Origin of the sequence: uncultured Bacteroides sp., assembly GCF_902491285.1 — a bacterium.
Lineage (GTDB): Bacteria > Bacteroidota > Bacteroidia > Bacteroidales > Bacteroidaceae > Bacteroides.
In genome coordinates, this window is sequence record NZ_CABUHK010000036.1 from 34,415 (window position 1) to 51,181 (window position 16,767).

Genomic DNA, 16,767 nt, shown 5'->3' on the forward strand with positions numbered 1-16,767 from the left:
AGAACAAAAATTAAAACTGTAGTTAAATAAACAGCAGGAATAATTTTCTAAGCGCAGCCTTTACGTTCTTTTGTTCTTATGTCTGAATTTATCAACTTATAACACCCTAATAAATAATAAAAAGAGGGTGATGGCTAGAAAAAGAAAGAAAAGTATTTGTATATTTGTGCACATTAATATAGCAGGACTTAGAAAGAACAAGCTATGTCAAACAAAGAAAAAGAACCACTAAAAAAATAATTTCTCTAAAAGAAAGGATGAAAGGGAAGAAACGAATGATAGTAACTCTGCTGTTTTTTATCAACATTATCATGTTGGTGGCAGCCGTTATTCCCCATCACCACCACTCCGACGGAATGATTTGCATGAAGCAGGACTTGCCGGTAGAACAGCAGTGCCCCATGCATCACCACCATCACCACCCGGCAAACGACTCGTGTTGCAGCAGCGAGTGCCTGACGCGCTTTCAATCACCTATCCCATCCGTACATACGGATAGCGGTCCGGATTACGTATTCATCGCTACGCTGTTCACGGATGTAATCATAGAACATTTATTGCGACCGCAAGAGAGACGGGTCAAGAACTACTACGTCTACCGAGATTCTCTGCATGGTACGGATACTCCCCGTGCCACTTCCCTTCGTGCTCCCCCCTACTCTGTTTTTGCGTAAAAACGTGAATGCAAATCTGTTGCATCCGCATTACCGTATCTTTGTAACGTAAAAAAACAGTAAAACTCAGTAGGAAAATATCATTTATGAAGAAGATTTTTTTAATGGGAATCCTGGGCTTGTTCGCCTTAGGCTCCTGCACTAACAAAAATGTGCATAGTCATGACCATGAAGGACATGACCATAGTACCGTCACACACAACCATGATGGACACAATCACGAAGGAGAATGTAATGGCGACCATAGTCACGGTTCCGCAAACAATCACAAGGGGGGTACCACCGACGACCACAACGAAGCCGCCGATGCCCACAGCGACGAGATTATTCTCCCGAAAGCGAAAGCTGACGCCGCCGGAGTAAAGGTGAGCGTCGTAGAGCCCGCCCCTTTCCGGCAAGTCATCAAAACCAGCGGACAGGTACTGGCTGCACAAGGTGACGAATCCGTAGCCGTAGCCACAGTGGCAGGTGTTGTCTCTTTCCGCGGAAAGGTGACGGAAGGCATGAGCGTGGGACGCGGTACTCCGTTGGTAACCATTTCTTCGCACAACATCGCAGACGGCGACCCGGTGCAGCGTGCCCGCATCGCTTACGAAGTTTCGAAGAAAGAATACGAACGTATGAAAGCGCTTGTAGCCAACAAAATCGTATCCGACAAGGATTTTGCACAGGCGGAACAGAATTACGAAAATGCCCGCATCAGTTACGAAGCGCTCGCAAAAAATCATTCGGCAATCGGACAGAATATCACCGCACCTATCGCCGGCTACGTGAAAAGTATCCTTGTGAAAGAGGGAGACTATGTGACCATCGGACAACCGCTGATCAGTGTGACGCAAAACCGCCGTCTGTTCCTCCGTGCCGAAGTGTCGGAAAAGTATTATCCGTATCTCCGTACAATCAATTCCGCCAATTTCCAGACACCTTATAATAATATGGTGTACGAGTTGAGTGCGTTAAACGGCCGACTTCTTTCTTTCGGAAAGACATCGGGTGACAATTCTTTCTACGTGCCCGTGACTTTCGAGTTTGACAACAAAGGCGATATCATTGCCGGCTCGTTCGTAGAGGTTTATCTGCTTTCTTCACAACTGGAAAATGTGCTCTCCCTTCCCCGCACAGCATTGACCGAGGAGCAGGGAATATTCTTTGTATATCTGCAACTCGATGAGGAAGGATACAAGAAGCAGGAAGTCACTCTAGGTGCCGACAACGGCAAGAGCGTGCAAATCCTGACCGGAATAAAACCGGGCGACCGTATAGTGACCGAGGGAGCTTATCAGGTTCGCCTGGCAAGCGCCAGCAACGCCATTCCTGCGCACAGCCACGAGCACTAAGCGGCAAGGTGCCGCAGCCGGATTTCCTTGCGGTGCATCTATCCAATTTTGTATCACTCAATTGATGAATTATCATGCTTAACAAAATCATACATTACTCCCTGCACAACCGCCTGGTTGTGCTCTGCGCGGCCGTTCTCCTGCTCATCGCGGGGACTTACACTGCCATGCATACGGAAGTAGACGTTTTCCCCGACCTCAATGCCCCTACGGTGGTCATCATGACCGAAGCCAACGGCATGGCAGCCGAGGAAGTGGAACAACTCGTCACCTTTCCTGTCGAAACAGCCGTGAACGGTGCTACCGGTGTACGCCGCGTACGCTCCTCTTCCACCAACGGTTTTTCTGTTGTATGGGTGGAATTTGACTGGGGAACAGATATTTACCTTGCCCGTCAGATTGTCAGCGAGAAACTGGCAGTAGTCAGCGAATCTCTCCCTGCCAACGTCGGCAAGCCGACTCTCGGCCCGCAGTCTTCGATTCTCGGTGAAATGCTTATCGTCGGTCTGACTGCCGACTCGACCTCGATGCTCGACCTCCGGACGATTGCCGACTGGACGATTCGTCCCCGCCTATTGTCTACCGGCGGTGTGGCACAGGTGGCAGTACTGGGCGGAGACATCAAAGAATACCAAATTCAGCTAGACCCGGAACGGATGCGCCACTACGGCGTTTCAATGGGCGAAGTGATGACTGTCACCCAGGATATGAACCTCAATGCCAACGGTGGCGTGCTATACGAGTTTGGAAATGAATACATTGTACGTGGCGTACTCTCCACATCAAAGATAGAAGAGCTCGGCAAAGCTGTCGTGAAAACGGTGAACACTTTCCCTGTGACACTGGAAGATATCGCCGATGTGAAAATCGGACCGAAAGCTCCGAAACTGGGAACGGCTTCCGAACGCGGCAAACCTGCCGTACTGATGACTGTCACCAAACAACCTGCCACCAGCACGCTCGAACTGACAGACAAACTGGAAGCTTCGCTGAAAGACCTTCAGAAGAATTTGCCTGCGGACGTGAAAGTGTCTACCGATATCTTCCGTCAGAGCCGTTTTATCGAAAGCTCTATCGGTAACGTGAAAAAGTCGCTTTTTGAAGGTGGTATCTTTGTGGTCATCGTTCTTTTTCTGTTCCTGGCGAATGTGCGCACAACGGTGATTTCGTTGGTGACATTGCCTATCTCGCTGCTTGTTTCTATTCTGACGCTACATTACATGGGGCTGACTATCAATACGATGAGTCTCGGCGGTATGGCGATTGCCATCGGTTCGCTGGTGGACGACGCAATTGTCGATGTAGAAAATGTGTACAAGCGGCTGCGGGAGAACCGCCAAAAACCGGAAGCTGAACGGCTTAGTACGCTCGAAGTGGTGTTTAACGCCTCTAAAGAGGTGCGTATGCCTATCCTTAATTCGACATTGATTATTGTTGTCAGTTTTGTTCCTCTTTTCTTCCTGAGTGGAATGGAAGGACGTATGCTGGTTCCATTGGGCATTGCGTTTATCGTGGCACTGTTTGCTTCAACGGTAGTTGCACTCACGCTGACACCGGTGCTCTGTTCATATCTACTAGGCAGCGGCAAGACGAACAAGGAGCTGAAAGAATCTTTCGTAGCACGTTGGATGAAAGGGATTTACGGAAAAGCTCTTACATGGGTGCTGGCGCACAAACGGTTGACTTTAGGTAGTACTATCGGACTGTTTGTTATTGCTCTCGGTGTGTTCTTTACTCTCGGACGCAGTTTCTTGCCTTCTTTCAACGAAGGTTCTTTTACTATCAATATCAGTTCTCTGCCGGGTATCTCTTTGGAAGAAAGCAACAAAATGGGGCATCGCGCAGAGGAATTGTTGCTCACCATTCCCGAAATACAGACGGTGGCCCGCAAAACGGGGCGTGCCGAATTGGACGAGCATGCGCTTGGCGTGAACGTGTCGGAAATCGAGGCGCCTTTTGAACTGAAAGATCGCCCGCGCAATGAGCTTGTTGCCGAGGTTCGCGAGAAGTTGGGTACAATCACCGGCGCGAATATAGAAATCGGCCAGCCTATCAGTCACCGTATCGATGCTATGTTGTCCGGTACAAAGGCGAATATTGCTATCAAACTTTTTGGTGACGACCTGAACAAGATGTTCTCGCTCGGCAACCAGATAAAAGGGGCTATCGAGGATATTCCGGGCATCGCCGACCTCAACGTGGAGCAGCAAATCGAACGTCCACAGTTGAAAATCCAGCCGAAACGGGAAATGCTGGCCAAATTTGGAATCACCTTGCCGGAATTTTCGGAGTATGTCAACGTAGCTCTCGCAGGAAAAGTCATCTCACAGGTTTACGAAAAGGGGAAGAGTTTCGACCTTATCGTCAAGGTGAAAGATGACGCGCGAGATGAAATGGAGAAAATCCGCAATCTGATGGTGGATACCAACGACGGCCGCAAAGTTCCTCTGAACTACGTGGCGGAAGTGGTTTCGTCCATGGGGCCGAACACAATCAACCGCGAAAATGTAAAACGTAAAATCGTGATTTCCGCCAACGTGGCCGACCGTGACTTACGTAGTGTGGTGAACGACATCCAGGAACGTATCGACACGTCCGTACAGCTCCCCGAAGGGTATCACATCGAATACGGCGGACAGTTTGAAAGCGAACAGGCTGCCAGCCGGACATTGGCACTGACTTCATTTATCAGTATTGTCGTTATCTTCCTGCTGCTTTACCATGAATTCCGCAACGTGAAGGAATCCGGCGTTATCTTGCTGAACTTGCCGCTTGCACTGATTGGCGGCGTATTTGCACTGGTTATCACCACGGGAGAGGTGAGCATTCCGGCTATCATCGGCTTTATCTCTCTGTTCGGTATTGCGACCCGAAACGGTATGTTGCTCATCAGCCACTACAACCATCTGCAAAAAGAGGAAGGTCTGAATGTCTACGACAGCGTGATACTGGGGTCTCTCGACCGTCTGAACCCGATTCTGATGACTGCATTGTCTTCTGCCCTGGCACTGATTCCACTTGCACTAGGTGGCGATCTGCCCGGAAACGAGATTCAAAGCCCGATGGCTAAAGTTATTCTGGGCGGACTTTTAACATCTACATTCCTGAACGGTTTCATTGTCCCGATTGTTTACCTGATGATGCACTCCCCAAAAAACAAATAAAAGAAAAAGTATGAAACGAATTATTATCATAGGTTCTTTTACTGCTACAGCACTTTTCGCCCTGACAGGCGGTGCACATGCTCAGAGTAGCATAGAGCAGGTATTAAAAAATATAGAAACGAATAATAAGGAATTGCAGGCAAATGCCCAACTTATTACTTCGCAAAAATTGGAATCCCGAACGGAGAATAACTTGCCCGACCCCACACTTTCTTATGCGCATCTTTGGGGTGCGAAAGATAAGAGTGAAACAATTGGCGAGCTGGTTGTTTCACAAAGCTTCGATTTCCCCAGTTTATATGCAACACGCAATAAGCTGAACCGATTGAAAGCCGGAGCTTATGACAGTCAGGCAGATGTTTTCCGCCAAGAGAAATTATTGCAAGCAAAAGAACTTTGCCTGGATATTATCATGCTCCGCCAGCAGAAAAACATCCTGGAAGAGCGTCTGCGCAATGCGGAAGAGCTTGCCAAGATGTACACCAAACGTCTGCAAACGGGAGACGCGAATGCACTCGAGACGAACAAGATTAACCTGGAACTGCTGAACGTGAAAACAGAAGCGTCTCTGAACGAGACGGCACTTCGCAATAAGTTGCAAGAACTGAATACGTTGAACGGAAATATTCCGGTAGTTTTCGAAGAGAATCAATATGCGGCTGTGCCTTTCCCCTCTGATTATCAGATTTTGAAGTCTGAGGTGATGTCCGCAGACCGCACATTGATGGCACTTGGCAACGAGAGTCTGGTTGCTCGCAAACAGATTGCTGTCAACAAGTCTCAGTGGCTACCGAAACTGGAGTTGGGTTATCGACGGAATACAGAGACGGGAGTACCGTTCAACGGTGTAGTGGTCGGCTTTTCTTTCCCGATTTTCGAAAACCGGAATAAGGTAAAGATTGCCAAAGCACAAGCGCTGAATATTGACTTGCAAAAGGATAATGCCGCATTGCAGGTGGAATCTGAACTGGCACAGCTTTATCGGGAAGCTAAAGCGCTGCATACTTCTATGGAAGAATACAGCAAGACTTTCCAGTCCCAACAAGACCTGGCATTGCTAAGACAGGCTTTAACGGGCGGACAAATCAGCATGATTGAATACTTTGTCGAGGTATCCGTGATTTATCAAAGCCACCAGAATTATTTGCAACTGGAAAATCAGTACCAAAAAGCAATGGCACGAATTTACAAAAGTAAACTATAAGGTCTTTATCTCGTCCGGCAAATATCCGCTACGGATACGCCACTCTTGCGGATAAAGATTGTTTGCACGATTGCCGATGTTCTTTACGAAACCGAGAGGGATATTCCGGTAAGTAAGTAAAATATAACCGCGAGGGGCTGTTGCCGACAAGGCAATGGCCTCTTTCCGTAAATAGGCAATCGCTTGTTCATAAGTTATATCTTCGGTTGCAAAAGCTCCCTGCCGCAATAGCGCGGAACTCATCGCCAAAGCGTGGTCGGGAATCAAATCCTTCCCTTTCACCTCTCCTATGCCAACTCCCGCCAATACGATTTTCAGGCTTTGCTTCATAGCTGCCAGTTCTTCAACGTATTGTTGCGGAAAGGCTTGAATCTTGGTTCCCTCTACCGATACTATATATCCGTGGGATTTCTCTTCATTCAGCCAACTCTTGACTATATTCAGATGCTCTTTGGAGACAACTGAAGGGATTGCCCCGCCTTTCTTATCCTTTTTCTTTGCTGCCTTGTTTTTTGAAGAAAGAAAAGCTGGCATAGTATCTGCTTCTGTTTCCGGTTTGCGAAGGGCAGCAAGGAAAAAGCCTTCGCCTTTGGTTTTGTGCGGGAAGAAATGGTAGACGGAAGCCACTTGTTCAGAATTCCCGCCCATATCTGGGGTCTCAGACTTCTTATATAAGAGATTTCCTGTTATATTCCAGTCTTCCGAAATGTCCAGGACTAGCGGTTCGGCTCCAAATTCTTGCTGAATCCAACAGACGTTTTCTTCGTCTTCTCTTGTATTATAGGTACACGTACTATATATAAGAATTCCACCGGGCTTCAAGGCAGGCCAGATATCTGCGATAATTCTTCGCTGCCGTTGCCAGCATATTTCCACATTTTCAGGACTCCACTCTTCAACTGCTACCGGATCTTTGCGGAACATTCCTTCACCGGAACAAGGAACGTCGGTCAGAATCACGTCAAAGAAAGACGGCAAGGACGAAAAATCAGCAGGATCATTGTTCGTAACAACTACATCCGGATGTCCCCACTTTGTCAGGTTCTCCGCCAAAATCTGCGAACGGTTTCTGATGACTTCATTGGCAACCAACAGACTTCCTTCAGGAAGTACACTGCGGGCATGAGTCGATTTTCCACCGGGGGCAGCACAGAGATCCAACATCACCACCGGCTCTGTGACATATTGCCGGAGCGCCTGCTCTACAAACATGGAAGAGGCTTCCTGAACATAATAGCACCCCGCATGAAACAACGGGTCGAACGTAAAAGTAAGACGCTCATCAAGATAAAAGCCCTCGGATGCCCAAGGAACGGGAACAAGTTGAGAATCCATTCTCAACTTGTTAAACCTTATGCTGACAGGAGGTTCCTGTTGGATAGCAACAGCCAGTTTGTCGTATTCTTCATCGCCCAATAAAGAGCGGGTGTACTTTATGAAAGAAGCGGGTAAATCCATTTTCGTATAATAATTTGCGCAAATATCAAAAATATTTCGTCTCTTTGCAACTTTCTCGGATATTAACTACGTCTAACAGACAAAGAAACAAATAAAAAAAACATTTATATGAAAAATTTTCTACTTGCTTTGATGGTTGTATTGACCACTTGCACATTGGCTATCGCCCAAAATAATACGACTATTATACGTGATTCCGTTGGAAGCGTAAAAGTTAGTGTAAAAAAAGGCAGTAAAGCGAATGCGAACAACACTGCTGTGACAGTGATTGGTGTGGACACTACGGATGCTGACTCTACCGAAGTTGATACAGATTCAAGCAGCGTAAGTCATGGTAACGCCAGTTTTACCATAAATACGGATGATGACGATTTTCCATTCAACAAATTCGGCAATGCCATTAGCGGTGGCATTCTAGTAGCTATTATCAGTATAATCGCCGTATTCGGGTTACCGGTATTTATTCTATTTGTCGTATTCTTCTTCCGTTACAAGAACCGGAAAGCACGCTATCGCCTTGCCGAACAGGCACTTGCAGCAGGACAACCGTTACCGGCGGATTTTATCCGTGAAAACAAACCTGTCGACCAACGCTCACAAGGTATCAAAAATACATTTACCGGTATCGGGCTTTTTATCTTCCTTTGGGCAATCACAGGTGAATTCGGAATTGGCACTATCGGACTTCTAGTCACATTCATGGGTATCGGACAATGGATTATAGGTTACAATCAGAAACAAAATCCGGATACATCCGATACATGGATGCACAATATCGGCTCCAAAGAGAAAGGTAACGGGCTGAATGAAGAAAAGAACGAAGAAGAATAATGAGTCAACTCAACGATATATCGCTAGTCGCACAGGTCGTGGTGTTCAAGAACACCAGGGCCTTCGACCAGTTAGTGGGAAAGTACCAGTCGGCTGTACGGCGGTTCTTCCTGAACCTGACTTGCGGCGACAGCGAATTGAGTGATGACCTGGCGCAAGACACCTTTATCAAAGCATACACGAACATTGCTTCTTTCCGAAACTTATCCAGTTTCTCCACGTGGCTGTATCGTATTGCCTATAATGTTTTTTATGATTATATTCGCAGCCGAAAAGAGACGGCTGAGTTGGATACAAGGGAAATAGACGCCATCAACAGCACCGAACAAGAAAATGTCGGTCAGAAAATGGATGTCTACCAGTCACTCAAAACGCTCAAAGAAGTGGAAAGAACCTGCATCACGTTGTTCTACATGGAAGATGTAAGCATCGACAAGATTGCGGGGATAATAGGAATACCGGCAGGAACGGTGAAAAGCCACCTGTCGCGTGGAAAAGATAAATTAGCAATGTATTTAAAACAAAACGGTTATGACAAAAGTAGACAATGATAAGCTCTTGCGGGATTTCTTCTCGAAAAACAAGCAGGAAATAGCGGACAACGGATTCAGTCGCCGTGTCATGCACCACTTGCCCGACCGAAGCCGTCGGCTGGCACGTATCTGGAGTGCTTTCATTATGGCGGTAGTAACTGTACTTTTCGTTTGGCTGGGCGGTTTGGAAGCTACTTGGGGAACGATAAGGGATGTGTTCATCGGTATGCTCAATCATGGCACCACAAGCCTTGACCCGAAATCAATAATTATCGCAACGGTTGTCCTGATATTCATGGCAACCCGTAAAGTGGCCTCCATGGCGTAAATGCTATTGGAAACATATATAATTACAAACCCGAAGAACGTCTGTTTATCTCCGGGCTTTTTTATTCTTCATAGCAAGAAATCCTTATTAACTGTCCTGTCTGTTAAACAATAATAAATCTACCCTTTCTTCCGGGCAGCCCCAAACTTAGATGTTGTATCTTTGTTGTTCTGTAAACTAAAATAGAGAGAAAAGTTTTGAAACTACGTATATTTATTTTATTTCTGTTTTTGTCTTTATTACGTGCCCAGGCAGATGTTATCGACAGCTTGATGACGTATCCCCGGGACTCTATCGGAGTAACGAGTGATTCTCTCGTATTGCATTTCCTGGGAGAATCGGGAATCCCTGTCTCCGATAATAATAAAGTCAAACTGCTGAAAAGCGGACGGGAGAAGTTTATCGATTTATTTGAAGCCATACGGGAAGCCAAACACCATGTCCATCTGGAATATTTCAATTTCCGCAATGACTCCATTGCCAATGCCTTATTCGACCTGCTGGCCGAAAAGGTGAAGGAAGGCGTTGAAGTACGGGCGATGTTTGACGCTTTCGGCAACTGGTCGAACAATAAACCGCTAAAAAAAAGACATCTCAAGAAAATACGCGAACGGGGCATCGAGATTGTTAAATTCGACCCGTTTACTTTCCCTTATATCAATCATGCCGCCCACCGCGACCACCGGAAAATCGCCGTTATCGACGGAAAAGTGGCTTATACAGGTGGGATGAATATCGCTGATTACTACATCAACGGTTTACCAAAAATCGGAACATGGCGGGATATGCATATGCGCATTGAAGGGGATGCGGTCAACGACTTGCAGGAAATATTCCTCACAATCTGGAACAAGGAGACTAAACAGAATATAGGCGGAGAAGTTTATTTTCCCCTGCATAAAGAGCAGACGGACAGTACTAATATCGTGGTTGCCATTGTCGACCGTACTCCGAAGAAGAACAGCCGTATGCTGAGTCATGCGTATGCGATGAGTATCTATTCGGCACAAAAGAATGTGCACATTGTCAATCCTTACTTCGTGCCGACTTCTTCCATCAAGAAAGCGCTGAACCGCTCTATCGACCGGGGGGTAGACGTGACAATAATGGTTTCTTCCGCTTCTGATATTCCGTTTACACCGGATGCGGCGCTCTACAAACTGCATAAACTGATGAAAAGAGGGGCAACCGTCTATATGTACAACGGCGGATTTCATCACTCGAAAATTATGATGGTAGACGATTTGTTCTGCACGGTCGGCACCGCCAACCTGAACAGCCGTAGCCTACGATATGATTACGAGACGAATGCCTTCATTTTTGACAAGAAAACGACTGCCGAACTAAATAGTATGTTTCACAACGACATCGAACACTGTACCCAACTGACACCTGAATTTTGGAAAAAGCGTTCACCCTGGAAAAAGTTCGTCGGATGGTTTGCGAATTTATTCACCCCATTTTTGTAATTTTGCGCAAACGTGTAATTCCTCATGTGATGAATTCACCAATGATTTGATAATTTATTTACGTATGAAACAATACCTGGATTTACTCAACCGTGTGTTAACGGAAGGCACGGAAAAAAGCGACCGCACCGGAACGGGAACCATCAGCGTTTTCGGTCATCAAATGCGCTTCAATCTCGAAGATGGTTTTCCTTGTCTGACAACGAAGAAACTGCATTTAAAATCAATCATATATGAGCTGCTCTGGTTTCTGCAAGGGGACACCAACGTGAAATACCTACAAGAACACGGAGTACGTATATGGAATGAGTGGGCTGACGAGAACGGTGACTTAGGTCACATCTACGGTTACCAGTGGCGCTCATGGCCTGATTACAACGGTGGATTTATCGACCAAATCAGCGAAGTAGTGGAAACGATCAAACATAATCCGGATTCACGCCGCATCATCGTAAGCGCTTGGAACGTGGCTGACTTGAATAACATGAATCTCCCACCCTGTCATGCGTTCTTCCAGTTTTATGTGGCGGACGGACGGCTGAGCCTGCAACTTTACCAACGTAGTGCCGATATTTTCCTCGGTGTTCCTTTCAACATCGCTTCTTACGCATTATTATTACAAATGATGGCACAAGTGACAGGATTGAAGGCCGGTGACTTTGTCCATACTTTCGGTGATGCACATATCTATCTGAATCACTTAGAACAGGTAAAACTGCAACTGTCGCGCGCACCCCGCCCATTGCCGCAAATGAAAATCAACCCGAATGTGAAAAATATCTTCGATTTCAAATTTGAAGATTTTGAATTAGTCAATTACGATCCGCATCCGCACATTGCCGGAGTAGTAGCCGTGTAATCCTATGAGTAGAATATCAATTATCGCCGCCGTTGACCGGCATATGGCAATAGGTTTTCAGAATAAACTTCTTTTTTGGTTGCCAAACGACTTGAAACGCTTCAAGTCGCTGACTACCGGAAATACAATTATAATGGGACGCAAAACTTTCGAATCTCTTCCGAAAGGTGCATTACCCAACCGTAGAAACGTAGTACTGTCTTCGAATCCGGCAACTGAATGTCCCGGCGCTGAAGTTTTTCCTTCACTCGAGGCCGCCCTGCAAAGTTGTCTGGAAAACGAACATGTATATATAATCGGCGGGGCAAGCATTTATCGGCAAGCGCTTCCTCTTGCGGATGAACTCTGCTTGACAGAAATAGACAGTACCGCCCCGGAAGCTGATGTCTATTTTCCAGAAGTTTCTCCTGAGATATGGCAAGAAAAAAACAGAGATGCTCATCCTGCGGATGAGAAACATCTCTGCTCCTATGCTTTTGTCGATTACGTAAGAAAGTAGATCTACCTTCTGTCCGGAACAAAGTATTGATTAATCTTCGTCATCTACGTCGACCATTATAGGCATCTGCCGCTTAATGGCTTCGTGGAAGGAGATAAGCGTTTCCGTACGCGCCAACCCCAGCGGTTGCAACTTATCGTGAATAATACTCAACAAGTGGTGGTTATTCTTTGCATAAATCTTAATGAACATGTCGTATTTTCCGGTGGTGAAATGACATTCCACTACTTCAGGAATAGCCTCCAAGGCTTTTGTCACCGAATCAAATGATTCGGGATCTTTCAGATATATACCGATATAAGCACAAGTCTCATATCCTACTTTTTCGGGGTCAATAACATATTCCGAACCTTTGAGTATACCCAAGTTAGTCAGTTTCTGAATACGTTGATGAATTGCAGCACCGGATACATTACAAGCTCTTGCCACTTCCAAAAAAGGAATACGGGCATTGCCTGCAATCAGTTTCAGTATTTGTTCATCTAAAGTATCTAATTGATGATGTCCCATTTCTTAAACCAAATTGTTTTTATCTATGAATCTTTTGTGCAAAGTTAGCGATTTTCCGGCAACAAATACTATAATCTATTACTTTTATTTATACGAAGCAGATAAATCAACAATAGTTTGTATCTTTGCAAAAAACATAAATATACCATTTATATGAAACAAATTTGCTGTATCGTTCTATTCTTCTTAACTTTTGCAGAAGGCTATGCACAGAACTTTGCCGATTATTTTCAAGACAAAACATTGCGAGTGGACTATATTTTTACCGGAAATGCCAAGCAACAAGCTATCTACCTGGATGAACTGTCACAGCTCCCTTCCTGGGCCGGTCGACAACACCATTTATCCGAACTTCCTTTGGAAGGCAACGGACAAATCATCGTGAAAGACCTTGCCACGAAACAGTGTATTTATAAGACTTCTTTCTCTTCTCTATTTCAAGAATGGCTGACTACGGATGAAGCCAAAGAAACAGCAAAAGGATTCGAAAACACTTTTCTTCTCCCTTATCCCAAACAAGCGGTCGAAGTGGAAATTACTTTATATTCTCCACGCAGGGAACTAATGGCCAGCTACAAACATATTGTCCGCCCGAACGATATTCTGATTCATAAACGTGGTGTGTCACACATCACTCCACACCGTTATATGCTTCAAAGTGGTAATGAGAAGAATTGTATAGACGTCGCTATTCTTGCTGAAGGATACACGGAAAAGGAAATGGAGCTATTCTACCAGGATGCACAAAACGCCTGTGAAAGTCTTTTTTCACACGAACCATTTCGTTCTATGAAAGATAAATTCAATATTATTGCCGTTGCCAGTCCGTCTACGGATAGCGGTGTCAGTGTCCCCCGCGAAAACCAATGGAAACAAACGGCTGTTCACTCCCACTTCGACACTTTCTATTCGGATCGTTATCTGACTACCAGCCGGGTGAAATCAATCCATAACGCTCTATCCGGTATCCCTTACGAGCATATTATTATTCTCGCCAATACTGATGTATACGGTGGTGGTGGAATCTATAACTCTTACACCTTGACTACCGCTCATCATCCGATGTTCAAGCCGGTAGTAGTTCACGAATTCGGGCACAGCTTCGCCGGATTAGCCGACGAATATTTCTATGAGGATGATACAATGACAGATACTTACCCACTGGATATCGAACCGTGGGAACAGAACATTTCTACACGAGTGAACTTTGCTTCCAAATGGGAGAATATGCTCCCGGCAAGCACTCCAATACCAACTCCTACTGCTGAAAAGAAGAAATATCCGGTTGGAGTGTACGAGGGAGCCGGTTATTCTGCCAAAGGTATTTACCGCCCCGCCTATGATTGCCGTATGAAAACTAACGGATATCCGGAATTTTGCCCGGTTTGCCAACGTGCCATCCGCCGGATAATCGAATTTTATATTCCTTAAAAATTATATGACTATAAATTTTAAAAGCCAAACCGTATGATTAGATTCCAACCGATTACCACATCGGATTTCCAGCATTACAAGTTTATGGAAGAACTGCTTATAGATGCATTTCCACCAGAAGAATACCGCGAGTTGAACCAACTACGCGAATACACCGACCGTATGGGTAACTTTCATAATAACATCATCTTTGATGATGACCTGCCAATCGGCTTTATCACCTATTGGGACTTCGACAGTTACTACTATATAGAACACTTCGCCACCAACCCTGCCTTACGAAATGGAGGATACGGAAAACGCACACTTGAATACTTGTGCAATTACTTAAAACTGCCGATTGTACTTGAAGTAGAACGTCCGATAGAAGATATGGCAAAACGCCGTATCGGATTCTACCAACGACAAGGTTTCGTTCTGTGGAATGAAGACTATTATCAGCCGCCATATAAACCGGGAGATGACTCTTTGCCTATGTATTTAATGGTACATGGCAATCTTGAACCGGAGAAAAATTATGAAGAAATAAAGCATAAGCTTCATACAGCCGTTTACGGAGTAAAAGAATAAAAGGAGCAAAAAACAAGTAAAAGACACTGATGAAGTAAAAGAATAGTAAAAATAATAATAAAGAGAGGGCTTCCAATAATTTGGAAGCCCTCTCTTTATTATTATTAAATTAACTAATTACTTCTCGCCACGTTTTGTAGCAGAATAGTTAATCTTCAAAGCATAAGATTTTCTAAGAGCATTTTTTACGTCAGTAATAATACCCATCTTAGTCTTCTGGTCAACCTTCAGAGATACAGTCATTTTAGCCGCATCTCCCTCACTCATACTAGCACGTTCCTGAAAAATGAAATCTTGTACTTCACCAACTTCAGCGTAGCTGTCGTTGAGCTGAATACGACTTTCAGTACCCATTTTCGCGCGATATTCCTGAGTAGGTTCACCTACATAAATGAATGTCACCAGTGATTTCTTCTCCAATTTTTCGAGTTCAGTACCTTGCGGAAGCGTAAACTGCACCTTTAATGTTACCTCACGCATTGTTGTTACAATCATAAAGAAGAACAACAAGGTAAAGATAAGGTCAGGCAATGAAGAAGTATTCAACGCCGGCATTTCACGTTTACCAGTCTTATTAAATTTTCCCATTACTTACTTCTTTTTTTCTCCGTATTTTTTAGGTTCTGCCTCAGAAATTCGTTGCGGATAAATTTCACGAACTGCTTTTTGCTGTTCATCGCTCAGTTCAGCGTATTTTACTCCAAATTTCTGTTCAGCCAACTCGTCTCTCAATTCATTATATGCAGCAACCAATTCGTTCTGCACACTGATATATGCCTGATAAGAAGATCCACGGTCATTCTGCAAAGAAATTACGTGCTTGTCATTAACCATATATGTGCCAAAGAATTCCACACTCTTTTGTGTCTTTTCAGGCATATTCTCCGCGTTATTGACGTTAGCAATAAATTCTTTAGCTTTATCTCTCAACTGATCAACACTGATATAATCATTACCGCACATCAAGGCGTCATCCTTATTCAGATAAACCTGCAAGACGTTACGTTCTTTGATCTTATCCGTATTCTGTTGGTCTTGATCTTCGGGTGGCGGCGGCAAAAGTCTTGCCAAACCACGGTCCGTATCCATTGATGTCGTAATCAAGAAGAAGATCAGCAACAAGAAAGCGATATCCGCCGTAGAACTTGAGTTAATATCAGGAACTTTTCTTTTTCCTTTTGCCATTGTAATTACTTATTTAATTGAGTATCCCCAATTGATTACGATATTTTTTTCTTTATACCACTCGCGATGATTGCAACAACAGTCACAAACAACAGGATGTAAATAGAATAAAGGAACATATCAGTCAGTTTCAGCCAGAAAGGAACGTTGTCCGTACCGCTATAACCTGGAATTTGCATCGGTGTACCGTCCCCCATAGACCAAGCTACAACTAAAACAACAATCAAAAGCACTAAGCCAAGTAAAGACTTAATTGCATTTGCCGGATTATCTTTCAAAGCTGCGCCAAATTGGAATATAGCAGCAATAACAGTAGCAGCAACAGCCAAACCAAACAATGCATAAATGAGCATCAGCAAAGTATTAGTATGTGCCGGTTGCCACATTTCAGGATCTACTCCTACGACAACATCCGCACCCTGAGCATCACCACCAAGGTAGAAAAGTCCCAGTACAATGAGGATGACAGCAAACATCGCATACAAAGTATAATACGATATTCTATATGTTAACTTACTCATTTCGAATTATTTTTTGTATTTCAAATTATATTTGATTACCATATCAAGCAAAGAGATAGAAGAATCTTCCATTTCGCTTGTAAGAGCTTCAATCTTAGAAAGTACGTAGTTGTAGAATACCTGAAGAATCAAAGCAACGATCAAACCGAAGATAGTTGTAATCAAGGCAACTTTCATACCACCTGCAACAA

Annotated in this window: 18 protein-coding genes; 12 read left to right on the top strand and 6 right to left on the bottom strand. The window is 44.7% G+C overall.

The features are described from left to right. Positions 1 to 257 precede the first annotated feature (257 nt). The 4 genes from RDN93_RS11135 (at position 258) to RDN93_RS11150 (ending at position 6,379) form a co-directional block, all read left to right on the top strand. The gene (locus RDN93_RS11135) at positions 258 to 674 is read left to right on the top strand and encodes a DUF6769 family protein (protein WP_308745595.1); all 417 of its coding nucleotides are present in this window, start codon (positions 258 to 260) and stop codon (positions 672 to 674) included. Between the two features lie 86 nt (positions 675 to 760). Beyond that, a complete protein-coding gene (locus RDN93_RS11140; RefSeq protein WP_308745596.1) occupies positions 761 to 2,011 on the top strand; it encodes an efflux RND transporter periplasmic adaptor subunit in 1,251 nt (416 codons plus the stop codon). Positions 2,012 to 2,085: 74 nt separating this feature from the next. After that, positions 2,086 to 5,175 carry an efflux RND transporter permease subunit gene (locus tag RDN93_RS11145; RefSeq protein WP_308745597.1) on the top strand — a complete coding sequence of 1,030 codons (3,090 nt, stop codon included), beginning with the start codon at positions 2,086 to 2,088 and terminating at the stop codon, positions 5,173 to 5,175. Positions 5,176 to 5,185: 10 nt separating this feature from the next. Beyond that, complete coding sequence (locus tag RDN93_RS11150; RefSeq protein ID WP_308745598.1) at positions 5,186 to 6,379, top strand: TolC family protein; 1,194 nt, start codon at positions 5,186 to 5,188, stop codon at positions 6,377 to 6,379. Here the strand turns inward: RDN93_RS11150 and RDN93_RS11155 are convergent. Further along, positions 6,374 to 7,837, bottom strand: a complete 1,464-nt coding sequence (locus RDN93_RS11155) for an rRNA cytosine-C5-methyltransferase (protein ID WP_308745599.1) — start codon at positions 7,835 to 7,837, stop codon at positions 6,374 to 6,376. The two genes, RDN93_RS11150 and RDN93_RS11155, sit on opposite strands and share 6 nt — an antisense overlap. Before the next feature lie 108 nt (positions 7,838 to 7,945). On the opposite strand from RDN93_RS11155, the gene RDN93_RS11160 reads away from it, so the two are divergent. The 6 genes from RDN93_RS11160 to RDN93_RS11185 all read left to right on the top strand — a co-directional run bounded on the left by RDN93_RS11160 (position 7,946) and on the right by RDN93_RS11185 (position 12,356). Then, on the top strand, positions 7,946 to 8,668 hold the full coding sequence (locus RDN93_RS11160; protein ID WP_308745600.1) for a DUF6249 domain-containing protein: 723 nt from the start codon (positions 7,946 to 7,948) through the stop codon (positions 8,666 to 8,668). Beyond that, a complete protein-coding gene (locus tag RDN93_RS11165) occupies positions 8,668 to 9,219 on the top strand; it encodes an RNA polymerase sigma factor (protein ID WP_308745601.1) in 552 nt (183 codons plus the stop codon). Before RDN93_RS11160 ends, RDN93_RS11165 begins: the two co-directional genes overlap by 1 nt. Further along, on the top strand, positions 9,200 to 9,529 hold the full coding sequence (locus RDN93_RS11170; RefSeq protein ID WP_308745602.1) for a DUF5056 domain-containing protein: 330 nt from the start codon (positions 9,200 to 9,202) through the stop codon (positions 9,527 to 9,529). The genes RDN93_RS11165 and RDN93_RS11170 overlap by 20 nt, the downstream gene beginning before the upstream one ends. 197 nt (positions 9,530 to 9,726) lie before the next feature. Further along, a complete protein-coding gene (gene cls / locus RDN93_RS11175) occupies positions 9,727 to 10,998 on the top strand; it encodes a cardiolipin synthase (protein WP_308745603.1) in 1,272 nt (423 codons plus the stop codon). 64 nt (positions 10,999 to 11,062) lie between these two features. Then, positions 11,063 to 11,857, top strand: a complete 795-nt coding sequence (locus tag RDN93_RS11180) for a thymidylate synthase (RefSeq protein WP_308745604.1) — start codon at positions 11,063 to 11,065, stop codon at positions 11,855 to 11,857. A 4-nt stretch (positions 11,858 to 11,861) separates the two neighbouring features. After that, positions 11,862 to 12,356 carry a dihydrofolate reductase gene (locus RDN93_RS11185; RefSeq protein WP_308745605.1) on the top strand — a complete coding sequence of 165 codons (495 nt, stop codon included), beginning with the start codon at positions 11,862 to 11,864 and terminating at the stop codon, positions 12,354 to 12,356. A 30-nt stretch (positions 12,357 to 12,386) separates the two neighbouring features. On the opposite strand, the gene RDN93_RS11190 is transcribed toward RDN93_RS11185, so the two are convergent. Next, positions 12,387 to 12,866, bottom strand: a complete 480-nt coding sequence (locus RDN93_RS11190; protein WP_308745606.1) for an Lrp/AsnC ligand binding domain-containing protein — start codon at positions 12,864 to 12,866, stop codon at positions 12,387 to 12,389. A gap of 153 nt (positions 12,867 to 13,019) precedes the next feature. On the opposite strand from RDN93_RS11190, the gene RDN93_RS11195 reads away from it, so the two are divergent. Together RDN93_RS11195 and RDN93_RS11200 are read left to right on the top strand one after the other, a co-directional pair. Next, positions 13,020 to 14,297, top strand: a complete 1,278-nt coding sequence (locus RDN93_RS11195) for an IgA Peptidase M64 (protein ID WP_308745607.1) — start codon at positions 13,020 to 13,022, stop codon at positions 14,295 to 14,297. A gap of 36 nt (positions 14,298 to 14,333) precedes the next feature. Continuing rightward, positions 14,334 to 14,870 (top strand): GNAT family N-acetyltransferase, encoded by a 537-nt coding sequence (locus RDN93_RS11200; RefSeq protein ID WP_308745608.1) that lies wholly within the window; start codon positions 14,334 to 14,336, stop codon positions 14,868 to 14,870. 117 nt (positions 14,871 to 14,987) lie between these two features. Here RDN93_RS11200 and RDN93_RS11205 read toward each other — a convergent pair whose 3' ends face one another. The 4 genes from RDN93_RS11205 to RDN93_RS11220 form a co-directional block, all read right to left on the bottom strand. Then, positions 14,988 to 15,458: a biopolymer transporter ExbD gene (locus tag RDN93_RS11205; RefSeq protein WP_294629015.1), complete on the bottom strand. Its 471-nt coding sequence runs from the start codon at positions 15,456 to 15,458 to the stop codon at positions 14,988 to 14,990. A gap of 3 nt (positions 15,459 to 15,461) precedes the next feature. Further along, positions 15,462 to 16,055, bottom strand: a complete 594-nt coding sequence (locus RDN93_RS11210; protein ID WP_308745609.1) for a biopolymer transporter ExbD — start codon at positions 16,053 to 16,055, stop codon at positions 15,462 to 15,464. 35 nt (positions 16,056 to 16,090) lie between these two features. Continuing rightward, positions 16,091 to 16,576, bottom strand: a complete 486-nt coding sequence (locus RDN93_RS11215; RefSeq protein ID WP_308745610.1) for a hypothetical protein — start codon at positions 16,574 to 16,576, stop codon at positions 16,091 to 16,093. Positions 16,577 to 16,582: 6 nt separating this feature from the next. Further along, on the bottom strand, positions 16,583 to 16,767 hold a 185-nt coding region (locus RDN93_RS11220; RefSeq protein WP_308745611.1), incomplete at its 5' end, for a MotA/TolQ/ExbB proton channel family protein.